Below are 24,158 nucleotides of genomic sequence, written 5' to 3'. Positions count from 1 at the left end.
TCCAAACTGGCTGCAACAATTACGCCTTCTTTTTTTTCAGGCGTTGTGGAGGTGTTGTATGTGCGAACTGCTCGGGATGAGCGCTAATGTGCCGACCGATATCTGCTTTAGTTTCACCGGGCTGGTGCAGCGTGGTGGAGGAACCGGGCCGCATAAAGACGGCTGGGGTATCACCTTCTACGAAGGGAAAGGCTGTCGCACGTTCAAGGATCCACAACCCAGCTTCAACTCCCCGATTGCCAAACTGGTGCAGGATTATCCGATTAAATCTCACTCGGTGGTGGCCCATATTCGTCAGGCCAACCGTGGGGAAGTGGCGCTGGAAAATACCCATCCGTTTACCCGTGAGCTGTGGGGCCGCAACTGGACCTACGCCCATAACGGGCAGTTGACGGGTTATAAAACCCTGCAGACCGGCAACTTCCGCCCGGTTGGCGAGACCGACAGCGAAAAGGCGTTCTGCTGGCTGCTCGACAAGCTGACAACGCGCTACCCGCGCACGCCGGGCAATATGGAAGCGGTGTTTAAGTACATTGCGACACTGGCGACGCAACTGCGAGAGAAGGGCGTGTTTAACATGCTGCTGTCAGACGGGCGATATGTGATGGCGTTTTGCTCAACGAATCTATTCTGGATCACCCGACGCGCCCCCTTTGGCGTGGCGACGTTACTGGATCAGGATGTTGAAATTGATTTTCAGCGGGAAACCACACCGAACGATGTGGTTACCGTGATTGCCACGCAACCGCTGACGGGCAATGAAACCTGGCACAAGATTATGCCAGGCGAGTGGGCGTTATTTTGCCTCGGGGAGCGTGTAGTTTGACGCCAGCTGCGGGTGAACGACTTCGTGGCTCAGCGGTTTGCTGACCACGTAGTTTCCGTCGACAACGGATACCACCGGCGGCTTACGCGTCTGCTCGAAGAAGTCATAGCCTGGTTTAAGCTGCTGCCAGAATTTCGCGTAAGTCGAGTATTTATGGCGCTGCATATTCGCATCGGTCATCCGGAACGGGTAAATGCTTAACTGCACCGTCGGTTGCCCAAACACCAATGCGCCCGTCACGAACTGGAAGATCTCATCGATTTGTGAATCCGTCATCGCGTAACAACCGATTGAGACGCACGCGCCGTGGATCATCAGGTATTTCCCTTCATAACCATGGGCACGGTCAAAGGCGTTCGGAAAGCCGATATTAATGGCTTTATAGAAGCGACTATCCGGCTTGAGCTGGCTACGCTGAACGGAATAGAACCCTTCCGGACTCTTGAAATCACCCTGACGCTGTTTTGGCCCCAGGCCGCCCGAGTAATTACAAATTTTATAGCTGTTGAGGAGCTGGTACTGCTCGCCCATTTTGACGTAGAGATCAAGGGTGCGCTCTTCTTTGAAGATCTGGATGTAAACCGGCGACCCCATCAACTGCTGCTTGTATTCTTGGCTGATCGGCGTTGTTGAACTGTTACTGGATAAACCAGCAAACGAGACGCACGGCATCAGAAGCATCGCAAGAAAAAATGCGATTTTGCGCATACTGCTTGTTCCTTGATAAAGCGGATACCACATTGCCAGGACGGCAAAAAGAGGCCCAGAAAATCAGATTTATCTGCTTCGGGCGCGCCCACATTAGCATCACGGTAGTTTTTCGCAAGCCCGGATCGCGGAGTTTTCACATTCGTTTTTTCGCCCCGATCCCCCTGCGCCGTATTGTCAGATGAAAACCCCTGAAATAACAACACGACAGGCGATTTTTTACACAAATGTGCCTGCTTTTTTCAGTAACTTCTCGTTTCCAGTTATAATGCTGTATACTTATCCAGTAATGGTAAGGGTGAGCCTATGCGCAAAATCATACATGTCGATATGGACTGCTTTTTCGCAGCGGTAGAGATGCGCGATAACCCCGCCCTGCGCGATATTCCGATCGCCATCGGCGGCAGTCGGGTTAAGCGTGGCGTGATCAGCACGGCTAACTATCCGGCCCGAAAATTTGGCGTGCGCAGCGCCATGCCTACTGCGATGGCGTTAAAACTCTGCCCGCACCTCACGCTGTTACCCGGTCGTTTTGATGCGTATAAAGAGGCGTCTCATCAGATTCGCGACATCTTTTCCCGCTACACCTCACTGATTGAACCGCTATCGCTCGATGAAGCCTATCTTGATGTCACTGACAGCCCGCAATGCCACGGTTCTGCTACCTTGATGGCCGAAGAGATTCGGGCGACCATTTTCCGCGAGACACAGTTAACGGCGTCTGCGGGGATTGCGCCAATAAAGTTTCTCGCCAAAATCGCCTCGGATTTGAACAAGCCCAACGGGCAGTATGTGATCACGCCTGCCGATGTGCCGACGTTCATCCGCACTTTGCCGCTGAGCAAAATACCAGGGGTCGGGAAGGTATCGGCAGCAAAACTGGAAACGCTCGGTCTGCGTACCTGTGAGGACGTGCAAAACAGCGATTTGGCGATGTTACTTAAACGGTTTGGTAAGTTTGGTAGGGTGCTGTGGGAGCGCAGTCAGGGCATTGACGAGCGGCAAATCAGCAGCGAGCGGCTGCGTAAATCCGTGGGTGTGGAACGCACGTTACTGGACGATATCCACGAGTGGGAAGCGTGCGAAGCGATTATCGAGAACCTTTATGCTGAACTGGAGCGCCGTCTGCTCATCGTCAAACCCGATCTGCTGATTGCCCGCCAGGGCGTGAAGCTGAAATTTGCCGATTTTCAGCTCACCACCCAGGAGCATAACTGGCCGCGGCTGAACAAAGCCGACTTGCTGGCAACGGCGCGTAAAGCCTGGGATGAGCGCCGCAGCGGTCGGGGAGTACGTTTAGTGGGCCTGCACGTCACCCTGCTCGACCCCCAACTGGAGCGGCAATTGGTATTGGGATTATAAAATGCTGGAAATCAGAAAATATAAAGAAAGCGATTTTGACGCGCTGTGCGAAATATTTCTGCGCGCGGTTATTGAAACGGCCAGCCAGGATTATTCCCCGCGCCAGATTGCCGCCTGGGCACAAATAGATGCGTCGCGCTGGCAGGAAAAATTAACCCACTCCAGGGTACAGGTTGCGGTCATTAATAACCAGCCGGTAGGTTTTATCACGGCGATAGAACGCTATATTGACCTGCTGTTTGTCTCTCCTGAATTTATACGTCGCGGGGTCGCCAGTGCATTATTCGCGACGCTGGTTACCCGTCTTCCAGACGGCATGATCACCGTCGATGCCAGTATTACGGCGAAGCCCTTTTTCGAACGCCATGGCTTTCAGGTTATTCAGCAACAATCGGTAGAATCCCGTGGCGTGGCATTTGTGAATTACCACATGGCGCTGAAAAGGTAGAGAAAATAACCTTGCAATGAAAACGGAACCTGATTATTATACGCGCACTTTCCATACATCAGACTGCAAAGGGGGTTAATCATGACAACATATTTTAATAACTCATTTTGCAGACCTTTCCAGGATTAATCTCTTTTCGCCCTGACTGTGTCTGCCACATCCTTATTTAAATTTTTAAGATGGATTGGTATATGGGCACGAATGTTCATTATCTCTCTGACGCGGTTTCTTATATTGCGTCGGACGACTTATGGGTCGAGGGTTTAGCGACCCAACAATTACACACCACCGCAGATTTGCCCGGTATGCACCGTGTCGTCGGTATGCCGGATTTACACCCCGGACGGGGCTATCCCATTGGCGCCGCATTCTTTTCGCGTGGCCGTTTCTACCCGGCGCTTGTCGGAAATGACATTGGCTGCGGCATGGCGCTGTGGCAGACGGACATCCTGCGTCGCAAATATAATGCGGATAAATTTGAAAAACGGCTGACTGCGTTTGATGACCATGCCGATGAGGCCTGGCTGGACAATCATCTGCCTGAACATATGGCCGGGCATCGCTGGCGAAGCGCGCTGGGTTCCATTGGCGGCGGCAACCACTTTGCGGAGTTTCAGCAGGTCGATGAGGTTTTCAATGCCGACTGTTTTCAACAAGCCGGACTGAACGCGGATCGCCTTCAGCTTCTGGTTCACAGCGGGTCACGTGGACTGGGGCAGGCGATTTTGCAGCAGCACATCACAGCCTTTTCTCACGCGGGCCTGGCTGAAGAAAGTGAAGCAGCCGTGCGTTATCTGGCTGAACACCATGAGGCGCTGACGTTTGCGCGGGCGAATCGCCAATTGATTGCGAGGCGTATTTTGCAGCAGGTTCGTGGGGAAGGGGAAGCGGTGCTGGACGTTGCCCACAACTTCGTTGAGCCTTGCCGTATCAACGGTGAAAAAGGCTGGCTACACCGTAAGGGTGCAACGCCAGACAGTGAGGGGCTGGTGGTCATTCCGGGTTCGAGAGGCGATTACAGCTGGCTGGTGCAGCCTGTCGTCAGTGAAGAGACGTTACATTCACTGGCTCATGGCGCAGGGCGCAAATGGATGCGTACCGAGTGCAAGGGCCGACTCTCGGGAAAATTTAGCCCGCAGCAGCTGGCGCGCACCGAGCTTGGTAGTCGGGTGGTTTGCCGCGACAGGCAACTGATTTACGAAGAGGCACCTCAGGCCTATAAGTCCGCCGAAAGCGTGCTTAACTGTCTGATGGACGCCGGGCTGGTGAATCCAGTGGCCCGTTTGCGCCCGGTACTCACGCTGAAAACCAGCGGAGGAAAGTCAGCATGATTCTACTACAACTCTCTTCCGCGCAGGGGCCAGACGAATGCTGCCTGGCGGTGAAAAAAGCGCTGGATGCACTCATTCATGAAGCTCAGGCGCAGCAGGTTGCCTTAACGCTGCTGGAAACCGAAGAGGGGGCACGAACCGGTACCTTACGCTCTGCTCTGGTCTCGCTGGAGGGCGACAACGCGTGGGCGCTGAGTGCCCGCTGGCATGGCACCGTGCAGTGGATTTGTGCCAGCCCCTGGCGACCCCACCACGGACGGAAAAACTGGTATCTGGGCATTGGGCGTTTTGCTGCCGAGGAACAGGACGTATCAGGAGAGATTCGTTTCGAGACGTTACGCTCTTCCGGCCCGGGCGGGCAGCACGTCAATAAGACCGATTCAGCAGTGCGCGCGACCCATCTTGCCAGTGGTATTAGCGTAAAGGTGCAGTCGGAACGGAGCCAGCATGCTAATAAACGGCTGGCAAAGGTGTTGATTGCCTGGCGGCTTGAACAGCTGCGTCAGGAGAGTTATGCGGCCTCAAAGGCGGAGAGAAGGATGTTCCATCATCAGATTGAACGCGGAAATCCGGTGCGAACGTTCACAGGAATGGCATTCAGAGAAAGGTAGTCAGCAGTAATAAATTCTTATCCGACCTACGTGTCACAGTGTAGGCCGGATAAGCGAAGCGCCATCCGGCGATTCAGCGTATTACTTCGCCGGAATGGCTTTCAGCAGTTCGGTCAGAAGCTGCCAGTACTGGCCGACGCTTTCAATATGAACCTGCTCATCCGGAGAGTGCGGCCCGGTGATGGTTGGCCCAATCGACACCATGTCCATGTCCGGGTAAGGTTTTTTGAACAGACCACATTCCAGACCGGCGTGAATGATCTGAATGTTTGGCGTCTTATTAAACAGACGCTGATAGGTCTTACGCACCAGATGCATCACCGGTGAATTGGCGTCCGGCTGCCAGCCAGGATAACCGCCTTTCGGTGCGGTTTTCGCGCCCGCCAGGTGCCCCAGCGACTCCAGCATGCTCACCACATAATCTTTGCCGCTGTCGATAAGCGAACGGATCAGGCAGATGATTTCAACGTTGTCGTCCTGCATGGTGACAACGCCGACGTTCAGAGAGGTTTCCACTACGCCTTTCGCCACGTCAGAGTTGCGGATAACCCCGTTTGGCGTCGCGTTAAGCAACTGAATGAAGCTGTCGCGCGAGGCAGAGGTCAGCGCCTGTTTGTCGCTGGACACGCTCTCCAGCAGAACCACCAGGTTCTTCTCTTTAATTTCCAGTTCGTTTTTCAGGATATCCTGATAGGTCGCCGCCAGCGATTTCAGCTGTTCAGCTTTGTCTGCCGGCACAGCAACGGTAGCGAAGGCTTCACGCGGGATAGCGTTACGCAGCGTTCCGCCATTGAAGTCCACCAGTTGCAGGTTCAGCTCTGCAGCATGCCCTACGAGGAAGCGGGCCAGCAGTTTGTTGGCATTGCCAAGACCCAGGTGAATATCGCCACCTGAGTGGCCACCTTTCAGCCCTTTCAGGGTCAGCTTGAAGGTCTGGGAACCCGTTGCAATGGCTTCGCGTGAGAGCGGCAGGGTGGTGATAAAATCAATCCCACCGGCGCAACCCATGTAGATCTCGCCCTCTTCCTCGGAGTCCGTGTTGATCAGGATATCGGCCTGCAACCAGTTCGCCTGAAGGCCAAATGCGCCGTCCATCCCCGCTTCTTCGGTCATGGTCAGCAGCACTTCCAGCGGACCGTGCTCAACGCTGTCGTCAGCGAGAACTGCCAGCGCGGAGGCCATACCGATGCCGTTATCCGCACCCAGCGTGGTGCCACGGGCTTTAACCCATTCGCCATCAATGTACGGCTGAATCGGATCTTTGGTGAAGTCGTGTACGGTGTCGTTATTTTTCTGCGGCACCATATCAAGGTGGGCCTGCAGCACCACCGGTTTACGGTTTTCCATCCCTGCGGTTGCCGGTTTGCGCAGCAAAATATTGCCGACCTGATCGCGCTCTGCATGCAAGCCTTTTTCTTTCGCCCAGCTCATCACATGTTCTGCAAGCTGCTCTTCATGGTAAGACGGGTGGGGAATAGAACAAATTTTGGCAAAAATATCCCACAGCGGCTGTGGCGACAATTGAGACAATTCAGACACGATGAGTCTCCTTTAAGAGACCTGCGAAACACACCTTACAGGTCATAGGGTTAAATAAACGGACATCACAAGACGGGCTTGCGAGATGGCCCTGAGAATACCACTTTATTCCCCTCCTGTTAGTACGCGTCGCGTAAAAAGCCAGAGTGATGCCGGGTAGCACTGGTTTTTAGCGCGTCAGATCTCTATAATCTCGCGCAACCTATTTCCCCGTAGAACACTTTTTAAGCCGTAGATACACAGGCTGGGACACTTCACATGAGCGAAAAATACGTCGTCACCTGGGACATGTTGCAGATTCATGCACGCAAACTGGCAAATCGCCTGATGCCGTCTGAGCAATGGAAAGGCATTATTGCCGTTAGCCGTGGCGGTCTGGTACCGGGGGCGTTACTGGCTCGCGAATTGGGTATTCGTCATGTTGATACCGTTTGCATCTCCAGCTATGACCACGACAATCAGCGTGAGATGAAAATCCTTAAACGCGCCGAAGGCGACGGTGAAGGTTTTATTGTGATTGACGATCTGGTGGATACCGGTGGTACGGCGGTGGCAATCCGTGAAATGTACCCCAAAGCGCATTTCGTGACCATTTTTGCAAAACCGGCAGGTCGCCCACTGGTTGACGATTATGTGATTGATATTCCGCAAGATACCTGGATTGAACAACCGTGGGACATGGGCGTGGTCTTCGTACCGCCAATTTCTTCACGTTAATCATCTCCTTGCCGTTCCCCAACGCCTGGCTTTGCCGGGCGTTGTTCATTTTAGCGCGCAGCAGGTTACAATAGTCTCAGTGACGTCATCATGGAGGCTGCGTACATGGCTCAAGCTAACCTCAGCGAAACTTTGTTTAAACCCCGGTTCAAGCATCCGGAAACCTCTACTTTGGTGCGCCGATTTAATCCGGGCACGCAACCGCATATCGATTCCACCCTGGATGGCAGCAACGCGCCGCAGTGGTATCGCATGATCAACCGCCTGATGTGGGTCTGGCGTGGCGTGGATCCGCGCGAGATCATGGATGTGCAATCCCGCATTGTCATGAGCGATGCCGAACGCACCAGCCCGGATCTTTACGACACGGTCGTGGGTTATCGCGGCGGGAATTGGATCTATGAATGGTCAACTCAGGCGATGCTCTGGCAGCAGAAAGCGAGCCAGGAGCAGGATACGGCCCTGAGCGGTCGCCACTGGCTGCACGCCTCGAATCTCTACAGCATTGCGGCCTACCCACATATTAAAGGCGATGCGCTGGCCGATCAGGCCCAGGCGCTGGCGAACCGCGCCTATGAAGAAGCGGCGCAGCGTCTGCCGGGTAAAATGCGCGAAATGGAGTTCGCTATTCCTGGTGGCTCGCCGGTGATTGGCTTCTTGCATATGCCCGAAGGGGAGGGGCCGTTCCCGACCATCCTGATGTGCGGCGGGCTGGATCATCTGCAAATCGATTACTACACGTTGTATGAGCGCTATTTTGCCCCACAAGGCATCGCCATGCTGACGCTGGATATGCCTTCTGTCGGTTTTTCATCAAAGTGGAAGCTGACCCAGGACTCCAGTCTGCTGCATCAGCACGTATTACAAGCGCTGCCCAACATCCCGTGGATCGATCATACTCGCGTGGCCGCTTTTGGCTTCCGCTTTGGGGCAAACGTGGCGGTGCGCCTCGGCTACCTTGAATCACCCAGGCTTAAGGCTGTCGCCTGTCTGGGGCCGGTTGTGCATGCACTGATGACCAATCCTCAGCAACTCGGCCGCATTCCAGAGATGTACATGGATGTGCTGGCCAGCCGGCTTGGGATGCACGATGCTTCGGACGACGCGCTGCATGTTGAACTGAACCGCTACTCGCTCAAAACGCAGGGGCTGCTCGGTCGTCGTTGTCCGACGCCGATGCTCTCGGGTTTCTGGAAAGATGATCCGTTCAGCCCGGAAGAAGAGTCACGTTTAATTACCTCGTCATCTGCGGACGGTAAACTGCTTGAGATCCCGTTTAATCCGGTTTATCGCAATTTTGATAAAGCGCTACGTGATATCACGGCGTGGATCAGTAATCGATTACGTTAATAGATTGCTAATTTCTATTTGTTTGGTAAAACAGTTGCATCACAAAAGGAGAGATCGCAATGACGTTACCGAGTGGACATCCGAAGAGCAGACTCATTAAAAAGTTTACCGCGCTTGGCCCCTATATTAGGGAAGAGCAGTGCGTAGATAATCGCTTTTTTTTCGATTGCCTGGCCGTATGCGTCAATGTAAAGCCTGCACCGGAGAAGCGTGAATTCTGGGGCTGGTGGATGGAGATGGAAGCGCAGGAAGACCGCTTTACCTACAGCTATCATTTTGGGCTGTTTGATAAAGAAGGGGACTGGAAGCCAACGGCGATTAAAGACGCAGAAGTGACGGATCGACTGGAACACACGCTGCGGGATTTTCATGGGCGTGCCCGTGACCTGCTGGCCACCCTGGATCTGAAGCTGGAGCCTGCGGACAACTTTTCTGACGAGATCAAGCTGACCGCCTGATGCGTTGAGTCAGGTAAAACAAAAAACGCCCTTCAATGAAGGGCGTTTTTTTATGCCGGCAGCAATTAGAACTGGTAAGTCACGCCCACGGCAACCACGTCGTCGGTGCTGATACCCACCAGACGGGTGAAGGCATCTTCGTCGATCTGGTTGATTTTGTAGTCAACCATGGCGGAGAAGTTTTTGTTGAAGTAGTAAGTTGCGCCCACATCGATGTATTTAACCAGATCCTGGTCACCGTAACCTTCGATGTCATGGCCTTTGGTCTGAACATAGCCCACGGACGGACGCAGACCGAAGTCGAACTGGTATTGCGCAACCACTTCGAAGTTGTCAGCAGTGTTGGCAAAGCCACGGCTGCCGATCGGCGTCATGTTTTTAGACACGCCGTACATTGCAGCCAGGTAAACGTTGTTGGCGTCAAATTTCACACCCGTTGCCCATGCTTCAGCATTTTCGCTACCGAAGGCGAACTGCTGTGCTTCCTGAGCCACGGTACGGTCAGACTTCGCGTAAGCACCCACTACGGTGAACGGGCTGCCGCCGAAGTTGTAAGACAGAGAACCACCGAAGCCGTCGCCATTCTGTTTAGACGCAGCACGACCCGATTCGTTTTTACCCTGGTACTGCAGGCCGAGGTTCAGGCCGTCAACCGCACCGAAGAAGTCGGTGTTACGGTAGGTTGCAACGCCAGTCGTACGTTTGGTCATGAAGTTGTCGGTACGGGTCAGAGAGTCGCCGCCGAATTCAGGGAACATATCGGTAACGGCTGCTGCGTCGTACAGGATACCCAGGTTACGACCGTAGTCGACAGAACCCAGAGTTTTCACTTTCAGGCCAGCAAAGGCCAGACGGGTTTTCTGAGTGGAGTTACTTTCATCCGCGTTGCCTGCGAATTCCGTTTCCCAGCGACCAAAGCCGGTCATCTGATCGTTGATCTGAGTTTCGCCTTTGAAGCCCAGACGTGCATAGGTTTTGTCACCGTTCTGAGAGGCATCGTCGCTCATGTAGTGCTGAGCTTTGATTTTGCCGTACAGATCCAGTTTGTTACCGTTCTTGTTGTAGATTTCCGCGGCTTGTGAAGATGCAGAAACAACACCAACGCCAATCATCATTAATGCCAAAGTAGTTTTTTTCATTATGTTTCCTGATTTATTTTTAATTAACGCGCTTCGATTCACCGAGCGTCGCCGCTCACTTGAAAAATTCAGGTGAGTTTTTAACGTCTGCGAATTAAAGTTTTATGACAATTCTTATTTATTTTTTAGAAATCGTGTTTTACATCCCTTGTAATAAAAACGTCAAGTTTTGTAAGTACAGTTTCTGATTGGCTTCAAGGATTTTCTTACGTTGTGAAAACTCACAGTTGGAAGTTGCTGCCGATCCTGTTACAAAGGCGGTTTACTTTTTTTCTTACACGTTGACGGCAGAGAATCATGAGTGACAGCCAGACGCTGGTGGTGAAACTAGGCACCAGTGTGTTAACCGGGGGCTCACGCCGCCTGAATCGCGCCCACATTGTTGAACTGGTCCGCCAGTGCGCACAACAACACGCCGCTGGGCACCGCATTGTTATTGTTACTTCTGGCGCTATCGCCGCCGGTCGCGAGCACCTGGGTTACCCGGAACTGCCCGCCACCATCGCCTCAAAACAGCTGCTGGCTGCCGTGGGCCAAAGCCGCCTGATTCAACTGTGGGAACAGCTTTTCTCTATTTACGGTATCCATATTGGGCAAATGCTGCTCACCCGCGCGGATATGGAAGACAGAGAGCGTTTTCTCAACGCCCGCGACACTTTGCGTGCGCTTCTCGACAACAATATTGTTCCTGTCATTAATGAAAATGACGCCGTTGCCACGGCGGAAATCAAAGTCGGCGATAACGACAATCTTTCCGCTCTGGCTGCAATCCTGGCCGGAGCGGACAAACTGCTGTTGTTGACCGATCAGCAAGGTCTCTTCACCGCCGATCCGCGTAATAACCCGAACGCTGAGCTCATTAAAGACGTTTACGGCATCGACGATGCCCTGCGTGCCATTGCAGGCGACAGCGTCTCCGGGCTCGGCACTGGCGGGATGGGAACCAAATTGCAGGCCGCCGATGTTGCCTGCCGTGCGGGTATCGAAACGGTGATCGCCGCGGGCAGCAAACCTGGCGTGATTGCCGATGTGATGGACGGAACCCCGGTTGGCACCCGTTTCCATCCTCAGGCTTCTCCGCTGGAGAACCGTAAGCGCTGGATCTTCGGTGCGCCACCGGCCGGTGAAATCACCGTCGACGAAGGAGCAACGGCAGCGATTCTGGAACGCGGAAGCTCATTATTACCAAAAGGGATTAAAAACGTGACAGGCAACTTCTCCCGTGGTGAAGTTATCCGTATCCGTAATCTCGAAGGCCGCGATATCGCTCACGGCGTCACCCGTTATAACAGTGATGCACTGCGCCGTGTTGCGGGTCATCACTCGCAGCAAATCGACGCCATTCTCGGCTATGAGTATGGCCCGGTGGCCGTGCACCGTGATGACATGATCATCCGTTAAGGAGCAGAAGTATGCTGGAACAAATGGGCATGGCTGCCAAAGCCGCCTCGTACAAACTGGCGTTGCTCTCCAGCCGCGAAAAAAATCGCGTTCTGGAAAAAATAGCTGACTCTCTGGAAGCCCAGACCGAAGAAATCCTGCTGGCGAATGAGCAGGACGTACTGGAAGCGCGCCGTAATGGTTTGAGCGACGCGATGCTCGACCGCCTGGCCCTGACGCCGGCTCGTTTAAAAGCGATTGCTGATGACGTACGTCAGGTCTGTCAACTGGCTGACCCGGTCGGGCAGGTGATCGACGGGGGGCTGCTGGACAGCGGGCTGCGCATCGAACGTCGCCGTGTACCGTTGGGCGTGATCGGCGTGATTTATGAAGCGCGCCCGAACGTCACCGTTGATGTCGCCTCGCTGTGCCTGAAAACGGGCAACGCCGCGATTCTGCGCGGTGGGAAAGAGACCTGGCGGACCAACGCCGCGACGGTCAAAGTGATTCAGCAAGCACTTGAAGAGTGTGGTCTGCCCGCCGGGGCGGTGCAGGCGATTGAAAGCCCGGATCGCGCTCTGGTCAACGAAATGCTGCGCATGGACAAGTATATCGACATGCTGATCCCGCGCGGCGGCGCTGGCCTGCACAAGCTGTGTCGCGAGCAGTCCACCATTCCGGTGATCACCGGGGGGATCGGCGTGTGTCATATCTTTGTTGATAACACCGCAGAAATTGCCCCGGCGCTGAAGATTATCGTCAATGCGAAGACCCAGCGCCCAAGCACCTGTAACACCGTAGAAACGCTGCTGGTGCATCAAGGCATTGCCAGTACCTTCCTGCCTGCCCTGAGCAAGCAGATGGCTGACAGCGGCGTGACGCTTCATGCTGACGCGCAATCACTGGCGGCGCTGCAATCCGGCCCGGCTACGGTTGTGCCCGTAAAAGCAGAAGAGTATGACGATGAGTTTTTGTCGCTGGATCTGAACGTGAAGATAGTGGCCGACTTCAACGATGCTATCGCCCACATCCGCGAGCATGGCACTCAGCACTCTGACGCCATCCTGACGCGTACGCTCAGCAACGCGAATCGCTTTATTAATGAAGTGGATTCTTCTGCCGTTTACGTTAACGCCTCTACGCGCTTTACCGATGGCGGCCAGTTTGGCCTGGGGGCGGAAGTGGCGGTGAGTACGCAGAAGCTGCACGCACGTGGTCCGATGGGGCTTGAAGCGCTGACCACTTATAAGTGGATCGGCTTTGGTGACGATACCATTCGTGCCTAAATAACCGCAGGGTGATGCAAAAGTAGCCGTTTGATTCGCAAGGGCATTGACGCATCACCCCGTTAGATCTAACCTTTTGCCCCGTGGTTCACAACGTGAATCCCGTCCCTCTCAGGGCCGATATAGCTCAGTTGGTAGAGCAGCGCATTCGTAATGCGAAGGTCGTAGGTTCGACTCCTATTATCGGCACCATTTCAAACTCTTCTCAAGTCTACCGAAATCAACTTAAAGCCCGTATCCTGTGGTTTCTAGCCCGTATTTTATCTCCTGCTATCAACTGGACTCAACCGGAATCAAGTTACAGTTGGGGGCATAAGTGGGGGCATTCTGTGTTCGGTCCAGGGAGATGCCCCCAATGAAGCTAAATGCGCGACAGGTAGATGCAGCTAAACCCAGAAAGAAAGCCTATAAGCTGGCAGATGGTGCTGGTTTGTATCTTGAAGTCGTTCCCTCTGGTTCCCGATACTGGCGGATGAAATATCGCTTCAATGGAAAAGAGAAGCGTATGGCTTTTGGTGTTTATCCAGCAGTGTCTCTTGCACAAGAGAGGGCATTACGTGATGAAGCCAAGAAAAAGCTGGCCGAGGGTATCGATCCGTCTTTCGCAAAGAAAGAAGAAAAGCTGGTTCGCGATGTGCAGCTCAATAATACGTTCCAGTCTGTGGCGCTTGAGTGGCACGGTACGAAGGTGAGCAGATGGTCAGAAGGGTATGCTTCTGACATTCTGGAGGCCTTTAATAAAGATATCTTCCCATATATCGGTCAGCAGCCAGTCAACGAAATTAAGCCTCTTGTTCTGCTGAATGTACTGCGTCGAATGGAAAGCCGTGGTGCGACAGAGAAGGCCAAGAAGGTTCGCCAGCGCTGCAGCGAAGTCTTTCGCTACGCCATCGTTACTGGTCGTGCGGAATACAATCCGGCTGCGGATCTAACCAGCGCGATGTCAGGGCATGAATCGAAGCATTATCCCTTCCTTACCGTTGAGGAGTTACCAGACTTCTTTAAAGCTCTTTCTGGCTATACAGGCAGCCCGCTGGTTGTTCTTGCCGCACGTTTGCTGATCCTTACGGGAGTTCGCACCGGTGAGCTTCGGGGTGCTTTCTGGAGTGAGTTTGATCTTGAGAAAGCGGTGTGGGAAATTCCTGCCGACCGAATGAAGATGAAACGGCCTCATCTGGTGCCCCTCTCTACCCAAGCGCTGGAGATCGTACAGCAGCTCAAAGTGATGTCTGGGCAATATCCTCTGGTGTTTCCAGGAAGGAATGACCCCCGTAAAACGATGAGCGAAGCGAGTATAAATCAGGTGTTCAAGCGGATTGGATACACGGGGAAGGTAACGGGGCATGGTTTCCGTCACACGATGAGTACGATTTTGCATGAGGAAGGGTTCAATACGGCGTGGATTGAAACCCAGCTTGCGCATGTCGATAAGAATGCGATCCGTGGGACGTACAACCATGCGTTGTATCTGGAAGGCAGGAGAGAGATGATGCAATGGTATGGAGATTATGTGGATGGGTTTGAACATAGCGTGACTTCTATTCTGAAAGAAATAGTTTCAGGCGTATAAGGGGGGATTTAGGCCGGTTTTATCCCGGCCTTCATGTAAATAGATTCTAAGTATTTTTTCTCTTTTCTCTAAAACCTTTAACAAAGGAATGTTTTATTTTAATGTGTTATAAATGCAAGGCGGGTGGCCAGCAAGTACCAAGCGTAGGCTTTTAGTTACTAATTTCAATACAATCATTACAAATTACAGAATTGATATTTAAATAAGTTATGAGGTGTTATTTTACCCATAACAAATTATACTAACCATACTATCAACAATTTAAGATCAAGAGGAACATAATGAGTTTCGAAGATTTTTTTAAGATCTGGGATAAGTTGTCATCCATTAAGCCCGACTTTATTTTATTTATAGGGTTTATTTTTCTCGTATTTAAATTTAAGGATGTAATAGATTGTTATCATAAAATCAAACGTCATCATTCTGAGCAGTTAAAAGAAGCAAAGTTATTATTAGAATTATCAGAGCATTCAAACTCTCATGACATGGACATTATCAACAACCGCCTTCGTGGTGCTGCATTACCTTTAGCAACAAACGGTGTAAAAGATAGATATAGAGCACTATGTTACTATTTAATGCATCTATCGGTTAAAGAGGAGTTGTATGTCGATGATTCAATATTCAAATGTATTCGTTTCATTGAGATCGATGAAAGCAAACTAGTATTTAATAAAAAAGCTTACGAGTCATGGCTACGTATGTGCATATGTATATTTGTTGCAGGTGGTTTCGTTTTGTTATTGTTAGGAAATAATGGATGGGGTTATACTACTGGTCAGTTTAATATCGCATGATTAATGAATGTCATAACAACGTTGTTTATGGTTTTATCAGGATACGTCTTTTTATTTTTAAAACCGGATTCTAGTGATATAAAGCAAGTTAATGTATTACTATCTAAATCATCCGCCTCTCATTTTTATGAATTTAAGAAAGATCAGTGTATTTCTGCAAAATAATCTTTATAATTTAATAAATTAAAGCATACGGATATGTAGCTAAAATAGAGGATTATAATGAAATTAGGATGAAAATTTATACACATCATCAGGAATAATATCCAACAAAAAATTAACTAATATAAATTAATCTTCTATCTGTTTATGTTAATAAAACTCCATCGCATTTAGTTGTGAAAATACTCGATGGTAAAATTATAGGATTGAATGATTGGAAGTTTGATCTAAATCAATTAAATGATAATTCTTCATGGTAAATGCAAAATTTTTTCTGATTAGCTTAATAGTACAACGATTGTAAAGTTGCAAGATCATCAACACCGCTTTAGCATATCAGTAAGAGCTTTGGCGTGTTCGTAAACGAACATATATAAACAACGAAACCAACAAGTTGATTGAATTGACATAAATATGACACGGCAAGAACTTTTACAACGATCAATCTCTCTACTGGGGCGTTTTGCTCACGAGGTGAAGGTCTCAAATGCAATGGGTTTATTTGATATAAACACTCTCGCGGAAGATTTTCTAATTCCAGTATTCTCAGTAGCTTATGATTGCCCTGATTTGTGCAATCAAAACCGCATTCAAATGAATTTTCCAGCAGTAGACTTAGGTTGTAAAACAAGCAGAACATCAATTCAAATAACATCGGATCCGTCAAGTAGTAAGGTATGCGAAACACTTAAAAAATTTGATTCCCACAACCTACATAGCGATTTTGACAAGCTCTACATGTATGTCATTTCTGAGAAGCAAAGTTCTTATACTTCTAAAGGCTTGGCATCAGTGGTGAGTCAACTCTCAATTGATTTTGATACTTCTTACAACATTCTCGACTTTCGAGACTTGGCGAAGAAATTTGAAGAACTCACTAACGGCGAAATTAAAAAAATTAATGATTATCTTGAAGAAGGGTTCCTAACAGCCGATTCTAAATTAAAATTTCACGCCAATTTAGTTGAATTTCTTGAGGTTAGCCAGAAAAAAATAGAAGATGAAAAACTGACAAAAAAATATATTCCTTCTGTCTTTGTTGAAACGTCAGATACAAAGGAAGAAATGCGGTATTTCGCAAATCCAATGTTTTTTTATAGAAAAATTGATGATGATATTCGAAAAATCAATATAGCTAAATTTAATGAGTTATTGAGAATGGCAAAGATAACGCCCATTACCGATGACTTATATAAAATATTAAACCTAAGCAAGCCTACAAATCTATTTGATATTAGAACACGTTTGATAGAACAATACGATGTAATCGATGCAATTCAAAAAGTTGTATCTCAATTTTCATGGTATGGTGAAAAGGCTGAAAGGTATGAATCTAGTGAGGATTCAAGTGATTATTGGGAAGTCTTTAGATTAGGAATCCAGTCTGGCGGAAGTGGCATATATAGCTCACTTGAAAAAATATTGAAAAAAATAATTATTGCTCAGGCGAAAATTTTTTTGATTACCGGCATGGCAGGGCAAGGAAAAACAAACTTCATTTGTGACTTAGTTGAGCATCAGTTTAGAGCATTTGAAATTCCCACGATCTTCATTCCGGCACGCTCATTGAATGACTATACTGGCCCCAATCGGATTTTATCATATATAACAAATAATCGATTCGCTCCAAGTATTTCACATCTACACGATCTTTTTACTTTGCTTAATAGTGTTGCTGAAGAGTGTAAAAAACCTTTTATAATAGCTATCGATGGAATAAATGAAGTTGGAGATTTAAACGGCTTTGTTGCTGAATTAAGAATATTTTTGGAAGGGTTAGTTCAGTATGATTTTGTAAAAGTATTAATAACTTGTAGAAATGAATTTTTTGATCACAAATTTTCTGATGTTTTTGAACCACAATTTTCCACGTATCTTTATCGAGTTAAGAATCTTCGAAAGGAAATGTCAGAAAATAATAAGGCGAGATTACTAAAGTCTTATATTGAACATTTTAAAATCAAATCTAAATTTTCCGGTCATGCAAAAGATTTTTTGAAAAATGATCTTATCTTGCTGCGAATTTTTTGCGAGATTAACCAAGGGAAAAATATTGGTTATGTGTCTGATATCTATAAAGGGGATATGTTTGAGCAGTATTTGATTATGAAGCTTAAAGAATTCCCAAATGTTTCGCAGCAAAAAGCTTTAAGGTCAATATATAAAATTTGCTCTCATATGCTGAATAATAAAAACTTTTCCCAGGTATCGATAGAAAGCTTTGATGAATCGGAAAAACAAATTGTTGAAAAATTAATAGGGGAAGACATTATTCTACGCAGAGAAGTCCCTTCTATCGGACTCTCATCCATCGGGGTTGAAAATATCTCGTTTACATATGATGAATTGCGGGATTTTTTATTGGCTTACTATGTTGTTTCAGAGTTGGCAGTATCACATGCAGAAAAAGTAAATGAAATAATGGGGGAAGTATCAGGTTGGCCTATCTATGAAGGTTTTTTCCGTTATGTCTATTTATTGGCAAGGAAGCAAAAAAATGAATGTATTCAATCTGCTTGTGAAAAATTTGATGATTTCAAAACTCATTATTTAAATAACCTTCATCTTCTATCGGCAGATATTCAGACGCATCAGGATGTAGCGCGGTTGGAAGCTGTATTAATGGGCGAGTCTACAGATAGAGAGCTTCGGCAGGTTTTCTGGTTTCTTTTCAAAAAAAGAGATGAATCTGAGTGTTTGAATGTAAGTATATTACTTAACTACCTTAACAGGCTAAATGAATCAGAGTCAGGGGTTTTCATTAAATCAGTATTCTCGGGTTCTTTTGGTTATAGTAGTGAAAGTTGGCGAAGTCGCGTTAGTGGTTTACTCTCTAGTTTTCTAAAACTAAGTGTAGAAAAAAAACTGCAGTTGGGAGCTCCATCTCTGGCACTTGTATTATTTTTCTTACCACATGCACTTTGGTCTGAAAGCGAGACGGTAACTAATTTTTTCGTGAGGTTTAAAAATGAAAAAGAGGTTATCGCTGCTATGAATACGTGTACAAATGCAGTATCAGTTAAAGTACAGAACTGTTTGAAAGAAATATTTAAAGGAGAGTCAGGCTATGAAGGATGAGGTAAAATTAGTCCTTCCTACTTCGTGGAAGCCCGATCTAAAAGATTTCCTTTCAGCATTGGGAGTGACTAATGGCGGGCTTGGCGAACAGTTATTCGGCCCCGTCTATGATGCTTTATTCCTATCATCTATTGAAGTCAAAGACGAGTTCCATCGATACTATTCTGTAGAATATGCACATTTAGCTGATTATGTGGAAATCCGTTACGGTGAAGTTTTGAGCGAACATGATATAGACGCTGACCGAATATTCATTGTGACTTGGCTTCCGCAGGTCATTGACAAAGCATATGAAGATAACAAGTTAGATGCTGTAATTGAATGTATTACAAAACTAGGAGGAGAACAAAGTGAAGCTTAAACTTGACTTCGTTTCGAATAGCTCATCAACGTCATTTGTATACATTTCGGACGATGAATTGACTGAAGAAGTTTTTCTTCGCGCTGCAGGTGTAGATAGAGATGGTCCTGTGGGGGATTTATTTAGTCAGATGTTTTACGAAATAAGTACGTCGCTCCAACAATATGGGGAGCAGCTTACGACTAAAATTGCAGCTGATAAATTTTCAGGGTCGCATGAGTTCACCCCAGAAGTTATTGAAAAAATGAAGGTTGCAATTGATCAGGGAAAGCGCGTCATCACTTCAACGTTAAGCAGCGATGGCTCTTTAGCGGAATCAGTTCTATGCATGGCTATGTTTGAGATCGATTCAGACCATTTCTATATCAATGCTTACAATAATTATTGGTAGCCATATGCTAAAAGCCATTCAATACAAATCATTGGGATATGCAACTTTTTTTAATCCAGATACTGGATTCTTCGCTCGTGTGCCTGAAAAGGGCAAACCCGAGCCATTCTGGTCTCCTCACGGACCAGAGTTGATGGATATATCTATAACCAACTGGTGCGATAAAGGATGCTCTTTTTGTTATAAATCATCGACTATTCGTGGTGAGCATATGGAGGTTTTTGACTACAAGAAGATAATTGACCAAGCTGCAGCAATGGGAACCTTTCAAGTAGCTTTAGGTGGAGGTAATCCAAATCAACACCCTGATTTCATCGAGATACTCGAATATACAGTATCCAAGGGAGTTGTCCCAAACTTCACAACTAATGGACGTGGATTGAGTGATGAAATACTTGAGGCAACGCGAAAGTTCTGTGGCGCGGTAGCTGTTTCAGCATATCCTCCCTATCACGAGGCTGCTAAAACGATCGCTAAACTTGTTGCAAAAAAAATCAAAGTCAACGTACATTTTATTTTAGACGCAACAAGCATTAATACTGCGATTGAATGGCTCACCGAACCACCAGAATTTCTTTATAATATAAATGCTATCATTTTTTTAAATTACAAACCATCTGGCCGAAAAATATTTGAAAAAAGAATGTTACGTAATAGTTCGAGATTAGATGAGTTTTTTAAATTAGCGACATCTTCACGGAGGAAACTTAAGGTTGGTTTTGATGCTTGTTGTGTAAGTGGTGTATTTGCAAGAACAAATGTTAACTCATCAATGGTGGACGCGTGTGATGCAGGCCGGTTCTCTATGTATGTTTCTGAGGATCTTAGGGTATATCCTTGCTCTTTTCAGAGTGGTTTGGCCGCCGGGGATTCATTTAATAATGAATCTTCACTTTTGGATATTTGGACGAAGTCTCAGAATATGCAAGCGTTTCGCAATTATTTTAGTTCAGAACGTTGTGGTCCATGCGGTCATAAATCGACATGCATGAATGGCTGTCCATTATTTGACGAAGTTGTTGTTTGTGGATCTCGATGAATTGGTTTCTATAATTATAGCTTAATTGGCCCTGCTCCCTAATATGTTCTCGTTAGGGGGGAGGTCAGATTAAGCCTGAGTTAATCAATATTGGTCTCAATAAGCACCTCTGCTGCAAGACTAAGTTTCATATCTCTTATATATTTATCACGTCAAATTTCTTTAAAGTATATAAAAATCCGCATGAAGATTCCACCTGGAGTATCCTGCCCTCGGAGCAACATCCCCTATCTTCAGCGGGTTATGCAAGTTTGAATCAATCCATTGAGTTATCTCATCGATGATGTCTTCTGTTCTGAACATAGATCGACGCTCACTATAAGAGGGCTGTGGCACATCCTTTTTGGGATGCATCTGATTTACTTATAGATTTCAGCAACCCCGTGTAGCCGGTTATTCCCCGTGGTTGACAGAATTTTGAACGATGTTGCTCCTTGCTCATCAGCCTTACGAGAGAGCGCATCCGATAACTCATCAAGCGTATAGGCATTGCTGGCTGAGACTACACCTATCTTTTCTTTCCCATCTGCACGATTAATTTCCTGGGCGGCAGAGGCGGCACTCACGGAAATAAATCCCATAACCAATGTAGTAATAAGTATTGCTTTCATATCTAGTACCTCTATAACAATATGCTTGAAACTGGTCTTGTATCAGGAGTAACTTCCCCCACCTGTGTATTCAAATATACAGACCCAAGCTGTCATGAGGCTGACCGCTATATGACAAAATTGTCAGGCTTGTAGATTAGTTAATTTTTAGAATACAAATTCAGCTCGTTAACAATACACTCCGGTTCTTCCCTGAGAGGCATATTGTCTATGTCTAAAATCCCATCAATTTTTTGTAGATCATCAGCCAGCAGATCTGCAAACAGTGGGGTAAGATCCTGCTGTGCTTCACCTCGTTCAGCCACCAGCTCGAACGTTTTATTTTTTGCCTCGTCGTGGGTCAGGGCACTGATCAGAACCTGGGCGATTTGCTCCCGGGATATCACACCATCTTCCGGTGTTCCTGCATGGCGACGATCTCCCTGAAGCATAACGATTCGGTGTTCATCATCATTGTTGTAATCAAACCAGCCGGGCCTGACGATGGTATAGGGGTGACCACTGGCCCTGACTAGACGCTCGGCACGCCTTTTCCAGTCATGAACCTCAGTGCGTTGATTCCAGGTGCTGAGCCGTTCAGTTACGCCAATCGTAGTCATTAAGCCGATGCGAACAGGCGTATCCCTGAATATTCGTAGAATATTGCGCACTCCGCCGTAATCTATCGCCCTGGCACCAATATGACCCTGACCATCGGAACCGAGCGTGAAGATGATGGCATCAATATCTTTCGGCAAATCGGTGAGGGTTTCAGGCACTGAAACATCGCCGTAAAAAACATCCGTTCCACGAGGAAGCAATTTCACTTTGCGTTTATTTCTGACCAGCGCCACGGGCTGATGGCCCATTTCAATAGCGCTATTCACGACATGAAGACCAATACTTCCTGTTGCCCCTGCAACGAGTATTCTCATGATAAACTTACTGATAATTCAGACTTATTTTCGATACGGTCAGAATATCAATTATCATTATTGTCAGTAACAGGGCTAAAATGATTGTGTCTATGAACACCCTTCATAAGTGTGCGATGAAGGGAATGCCTCCATAAGGAAATCGCCGATGCTCAAAGAAAACTTCAACGAACTGCAAATCTTTCTTGTGGTGGCAAGGGAGCGAAGTTTTACCAAAGCGGCGGGCAAACTGGGCGTTTCTCAGTCTGCACTCAGCCATGCGATGAAGGCGCTGGAGGAGAGGCTAAATATCCGCCTTCTGACCCGTACGACCCGAAGCGTAGCCCCTACAGAGGCCGGTGAGAGAATCATTGCCTGCCTTGAACCGCGTATTGCCGATCTCGAGCAGGAACTGGAATCGCTGGTTCAGCTGAACGGCACTGCCTCCGGTAATATCCGTTTATCTGCCGGGGAGCATGCCGTGCGAAGTCTGGTATGGCCGAAGCTAAAACCCTTCCTCAGGGAATACCCGGAAATCAATGTTGAACTGGTCGTTGATAACGGCTTTGTCGATATTGTTGAGGGGCGTTTTGATGCCGGGATCCGTCTGGGGGAAAGCGTGGATAAGGACATGATTGCGGTAAGAATTGGGCCAGACATGAGAATGGCCGTAGTGGGTGCACCGTCTTATTTCGCTACAAACCCTGCCCCTGAAACGCCGCACGAGCTACAAAACCATCGCTGTATCAATATGCGCCTGCCGACTGTCGGTGGACTTTACCACTGGGAGTTTGAGAAGGATGGGAAACCGTTACGGGTCAGAGTGGAAGGGCAGGTGACGTTTAATCTGCAAGCGGAAAGGATTGATGCTGCTTTATCCGGTTTTGGCATCGCCTGTATACCTGAAGACAGGCTGCAGGATTATATAAAGTCAGGAGAGCTTATTCAGGTTTTGCAGGACTGGTGCCCATCTTTCCCCGGATATTACCTCTACTACCCGAGCCGTAAGCAGCATCCGCCCGCTTTTGCGCTGATGATCGATGCACTTCGCTACCAGGAATAACGGGTCCGCCAATTGCAGCGGACCCGTCCGGGTATTAACGGCCTACGCGAGCCTGGTGCTCAGGGGAGTAACGTTCGCCGACGATTTTAATCGTTTCAAGCGCCTGGGTTATCCGTCGCGAGTCATCCTGAGAAAGGATGATGTCGGCGGCCCCCAGGTTTTCCTCCAGCCGGTGCAGTTTCGTGGTACCAGGGATAGGAACAATCCACGGCTTTTGTGCCAGCAGCCATGCCAGCGCGATTTGTGCAGACGTCACGCCTTTCTCTGCCGCCAGTTCACCCAGCAATAAGACCAGCTTTTCATTGGCTTCAATCGCCTGCCCGGCGAAACGCGGCACGGTGCTGCGGTAATCATCCTTGCCAAAAGTGGTTCCTGGCTTAATCGATCCCGTCAGGAATCCTTTGCCTAATGGGCTGAAGGGCACAAAACCAATACCCAGTTCCTCCAGTAACGGCAGGATCTCCTGCTCAGGCTCGCGCCACCACATTGAGTATTCGCTTTGTAGGGCCGTGACAGGTTGTACGGCATGCGCACGACGAATGGTTTGCGCACCCGCTTCGGACAGACCGAAATGTTTAACTTTGCCTTCAGCTATCAGGTCTTTTACCGTACCCGCAACATCTTCAATCGGGACATCCGGATCGACACGGTGTTGATACAGCAGGTCAATGACATCAGTCTTAAGACGGCGTAATGATCCTTCCACAGCTTCACGGATATGCTCCGGACGGCTGTTTAAAATCTGCTGCTTGTTGTCGTCGCCAAAAGTAAAACCAAACTTAGTGGCAATGACCACACGGTCACGAAACGGTTTTAAGGCTTCGCCGACAACTTCTTCATTGAGGAAGGGGCCATACACTTCAGCGGTATCGAAGAAGGTGACGCCACGTTCAACCGCTGCGCGAATGAGCTCGATAGCCTGACGAGTATCGGTCGCCGGACCATAGCCGTGGCTTAAGCCCATGCAACCGAGCCCAAGCGCGGAGACTTCGAGTCGGGATTTACCCAGATAACGTTTTAGCATTGAATGAATACCTC

The 24,158-nt window shown here is 48.4% G+C and carries 23 protein-coding genes and 1 tRNA gene; 18 read left to right on the top strand and 6 right to left on the bottom strand.

Features of this window, described 5'->3' with window-relative positions:
• Window positions 1-58 precede the first annotated feature (58 nt).
• Window positions 59-826 (top strand): class II glutamine amidotransferase, encoded by a 768-nt coding sequence (locus ACUY4Q_RS19545; RefSeq protein ID WP_458044357.1) that lies wholly within the window; start codon window positions 59-61, stop codon window positions 824-826.
• On the opposite strand, the gene dpaA is transcribed toward ACUY4Q_RS19545, so the two are convergent.
• Window positions 797-1,534 (bottom strand): peptidoglycan meso-diaminopimelic acid protein amidase, encoded by a 738-nt coding sequence (gene dpaA, locus ACUY4Q_RS19540; RefSeq protein ID WP_458044356.1) that lies wholly within the window; start codon window positions 1,532-1,534, stop codon window positions 797-799. The two genes, ACUY4Q_RS19545 and dpaA, sit on opposite strands and share 30 nt — an antisense overlap.
• A gap of 306 nt (window positions 1,535-1,840) precedes the next feature.
• Between dpaA and dinB the strand changes: the two genes are divergently transcribed.
• The 4 genes from dinB to prfH all read left to right on the top strand — a co-directional run bounded on the left by dinB (window position 1,841) and on the right by prfH (window position 5,286).
• The gene (dinB, locus tag ACUY4Q_RS19535) at window positions 1,841-2,896 is read left to right on the top strand and encodes a DNA polymerase IV (RefSeq protein WP_458044355.1); all 1,056 of its coding nucleotides are present in this window, start codon (window positions 1,841-1,843) and stop codon (window positions 2,894-2,896) included.
• Between the two features lies 1 nt (window position 2,897).
• Window positions 2,898-3,344: a GNAT family N-acetyltransferase gene (locus ACUY4Q_RS19530; protein ID WP_458044354.1), complete on the top strand. Its 447-nt coding sequence runs from the start codon at window positions 2,898-2,900 to the stop codon at window positions 3,342-3,344.
• Window positions 3,345-3,535: 191 nt separating this feature from the next.
• Complete coding sequence (locus tag ACUY4Q_RS19525) at window positions 3,536-4,675, top strand: RNA ligase RtcB family protein (RefSeq protein ID WP_461824426.1); 1,140 nt, start codon at window positions 3,536-3,538, stop codon at window positions 4,673-4,675.
• Window positions 4,672-5,286, top strand: coding sequence for a peptide chain release factor H (gene prfH, locus ACUY4Q_RS19520; RefSeq protein WP_458044352.1), 615 nt, complete (start codon window positions 4,672-4,674; stop codon window positions 5,284-5,286). The genes ACUY4Q_RS19525 and prfH overlap by 4 nt, the downstream gene beginning before the upstream one ends.
• An 81-nt stretch (window positions 5,287-5,367) precedes the next feature.
• Here prfH and pepD read toward each other — a convergent pair whose 3' ends face one another.
• Entirely contained in the window at window positions 5,368-6,825 is a 1,458-nt protein-coding gene (gene pepD / locus ACUY4Q_RS19515) for a cytosol nonspecific dipeptidase (protein WP_458044351.1), read from the bottom strand.
• 258 nt (window positions 6,826-7,083) lie between these two features.
• On the opposite strand from pepD, the gene gpt reads away from it, so the two are divergent.
• The 3 genes from gpt to crl all read left to right on the top strand — a co-directional run bounded on the left by gpt (window position 7,084) and on the right by crl (window position 9,350).
• A complete protein-coding gene (gpt, locus tag ACUY4Q_RS19510) occupies window positions 7,084-7,542 on the top strand; it encodes a xanthine phosphoribosyltransferase (protein WP_437433158.1) in 459 nt (152 codons plus the stop codon).
• Window positions 7,543-7,647: 105 nt separating this feature from the next.
• Window positions 7,648-8,892, top strand: coding sequence for an esterase FrsA (frsA, locus tag ACUY4Q_RS19505; RefSeq protein WP_458044350.1), 1,245 nt, complete (start codon window positions 7,648-7,650; stop codon window positions 8,890-8,892).
• Window positions 8,893-8,951: 59 nt separating this feature from the next.
• Window positions 8,952-9,350: a sigma factor-binding protein Crl gene (gene crl, locus ACUY4Q_RS19500; protein WP_458044349.1), complete on the top strand. Its 399-nt coding sequence runs from the start codon at window positions 8,952-8,954 to the stop codon at window positions 9,348-9,350.
• Window positions 9,351-9,415: 65 nt separating this feature from the next.
• Here crl and ACUY4Q_RS19495 read toward each other — a convergent pair whose 3' ends face one another.
• The gene (locus ACUY4Q_RS19495; protein WP_458044348.1) at window positions 9,416-10,489 is read right to left on the bottom strand and encodes a porin; all 1,074 of its coding nucleotides are present in this window, start codon (window positions 10,487-10,489) and stop codon (window positions 9,416-9,418) included.
• Window positions 10,490-10,786: 297 nt separating this feature from the next.
• Between ACUY4Q_RS19495 and proB the strand changes: the two genes are divergently transcribed.
• From proB to ACUY4Q_RS19450, 9 genes are all read left to right on the top strand, one after another.
• Window positions 10,787-11,890, top strand: coding sequence for a glutamate 5-kinase (gene proB, locus ACUY4Q_RS19490; protein WP_458044347.1), 1,104 nt, complete (start codon window positions 10,787-10,789; stop codon window positions 11,888-11,890).
• An 11-nt stretch (window positions 11,891-11,901) separates the two neighbouring features.
• Window positions 11,902-13,155, top strand: a complete 1,254-nt coding sequence (proA, locus tag ACUY4Q_RS19485; RefSeq protein ID WP_458044346.1) for a glutamate-5-semialdehyde dehydrogenase — start codon at window positions 11,902-11,904, stop codon at window positions 13,153-13,155.
• Between the two features lie 116 nt (window positions 13,156-13,271).
• A tRNA-Thr gene (locus ACUY4Q_RS19480) sits at window positions 13,272-13,347 on the top strand.
• A 163-nt stretch (window positions 13,348-13,510) separates the two neighbouring features.
• Window positions 13,511-14,725 (top strand): tyrosine-type recombinase/integrase, encoded by a 1,215-nt coding sequence (locus ACUY4Q_RS19475; RefSeq protein ID WP_458044345.1) that lies wholly within the window; start codon window positions 13,511-13,513, stop codon window positions 14,723-14,725.
• A gap of 281 nt (window positions 14,726-15,006) precedes the next feature.
• A complete protein-coding gene (locus ACUY4Q_RS19470) occupies window positions 15,007-15,522 on the top strand; it encodes a hypothetical protein (RefSeq protein WP_458044344.1) in 516 nt (171 codons plus the stop codon).
• Between the two features lie 576 nt (window positions 15,523-16,098).
• Entirely contained in the window at window positions 16,099-18,762 is a 2,664-nt protein-coding gene (locus tag ACUY4Q_RS19465; protein ID WP_458044343.1) for an SMEK domain-containing protein, read from the top strand.
• Window positions 18,752-19,123 (top strand): hypothetical protein, encoded by a 372-nt coding sequence (locus ACUY4Q_RS19460; protein WP_458044342.1) that lies wholly within the window; start codon window positions 18,752-18,754, stop codon window positions 19,121-19,123. The genes ACUY4Q_RS19465 and ACUY4Q_RS19460 overlap by 11 nt, the downstream gene beginning before the upstream one ends.
• Window positions 19,113-19,514: a hypothetical protein gene (locus tag ACUY4Q_RS19455; RefSeq protein ID WP_004110880.1), complete on the top strand. Its 402-nt coding sequence runs from the start codon at window positions 19,113-19,115 to the stop codon at window positions 19,512-19,514. The genes ACUY4Q_RS19460 and ACUY4Q_RS19455 overlap by 11 nt, the downstream gene beginning before the upstream one ends.
• Before the next feature lie 4 nt (window positions 19,515-19,518).
• Window positions 19,519-20,553 (top strand): radical SAM protein, encoded by a 1,035-nt coding sequence (locus ACUY4Q_RS19450; protein ID WP_458044341.1) that lies wholly within the window; start codon window positions 19,519-19,521, stop codon window positions 20,551-20,553.
• Window positions 20,554-20,912: 359 nt separating this feature from the next.
• Here the strand turns inward: ACUY4Q_RS19450 and ACUY4Q_RS19445 are convergent, their stop codons facing one another.
• Both ACUY4Q_RS19445 and ACUY4Q_RS19440 read right to left on the bottom strand, forming a co-directional pair.
• Complete coding sequence (locus ACUY4Q_RS19445; RefSeq protein ID WP_458044340.1) at window positions 20,913-21,164, bottom strand: YdgH/BhsA/McbA family protein; 252 nt, start codon at window positions 21,162-21,164, stop codon at window positions 20,913-20,915.
• A gap of 140 nt (window positions 21,165-21,304) precedes the next feature.
• Window positions 21,305-22,078 (bottom strand): SDR family oxidoreductase, encoded by a 774-nt coding sequence (locus ACUY4Q_RS19440; protein ID WP_458044339.1) that lies wholly within the window; start codon window positions 22,076-22,078, stop codon window positions 21,305-21,307.
• Window positions 22,079-22,226: 148 nt separating this feature from the next.
• Between ACUY4Q_RS19440 and ACUY4Q_RS19435 the strand changes: the two genes are divergently transcribed.
• Window positions 22,227-23,120 carry a LysR family transcriptional regulator gene (locus ACUY4Q_RS19435; RefSeq protein ID WP_458044338.1) on the top strand — a complete coding sequence of 298 codons (894 nt, stop codon included), beginning with the start codon at window positions 22,227-22,229 and terminating at the stop codon, window positions 23,118-23,120.
• Window positions 23,121-23,154: 34 nt separating this feature from the next.
• Here the strand turns inward: ACUY4Q_RS19435 and ACUY4Q_RS19430 are convergent, their stop codons facing one another.
• On the bottom strand, window positions 23,155-24,144 hold the full coding sequence (locus ACUY4Q_RS19430) for an aldo/keto reductase (RefSeq protein ID WP_458044337.1): 990 nt from the start codon (window positions 24,142-24,144) through the stop codon (window positions 23,155-23,157).
• Between the last annotated feature and the right edge of the window lie 14 nt (window positions 24,145-24,158).

The sequence above is a fragment of the Phytobacter cepae genome (assembly GCF_054165735.1).
The sequence above is the reverse complement of the archived record's forward strand: the minus strand, read 5'-3'. Positions and strand labels throughout refer to the sequence as shown.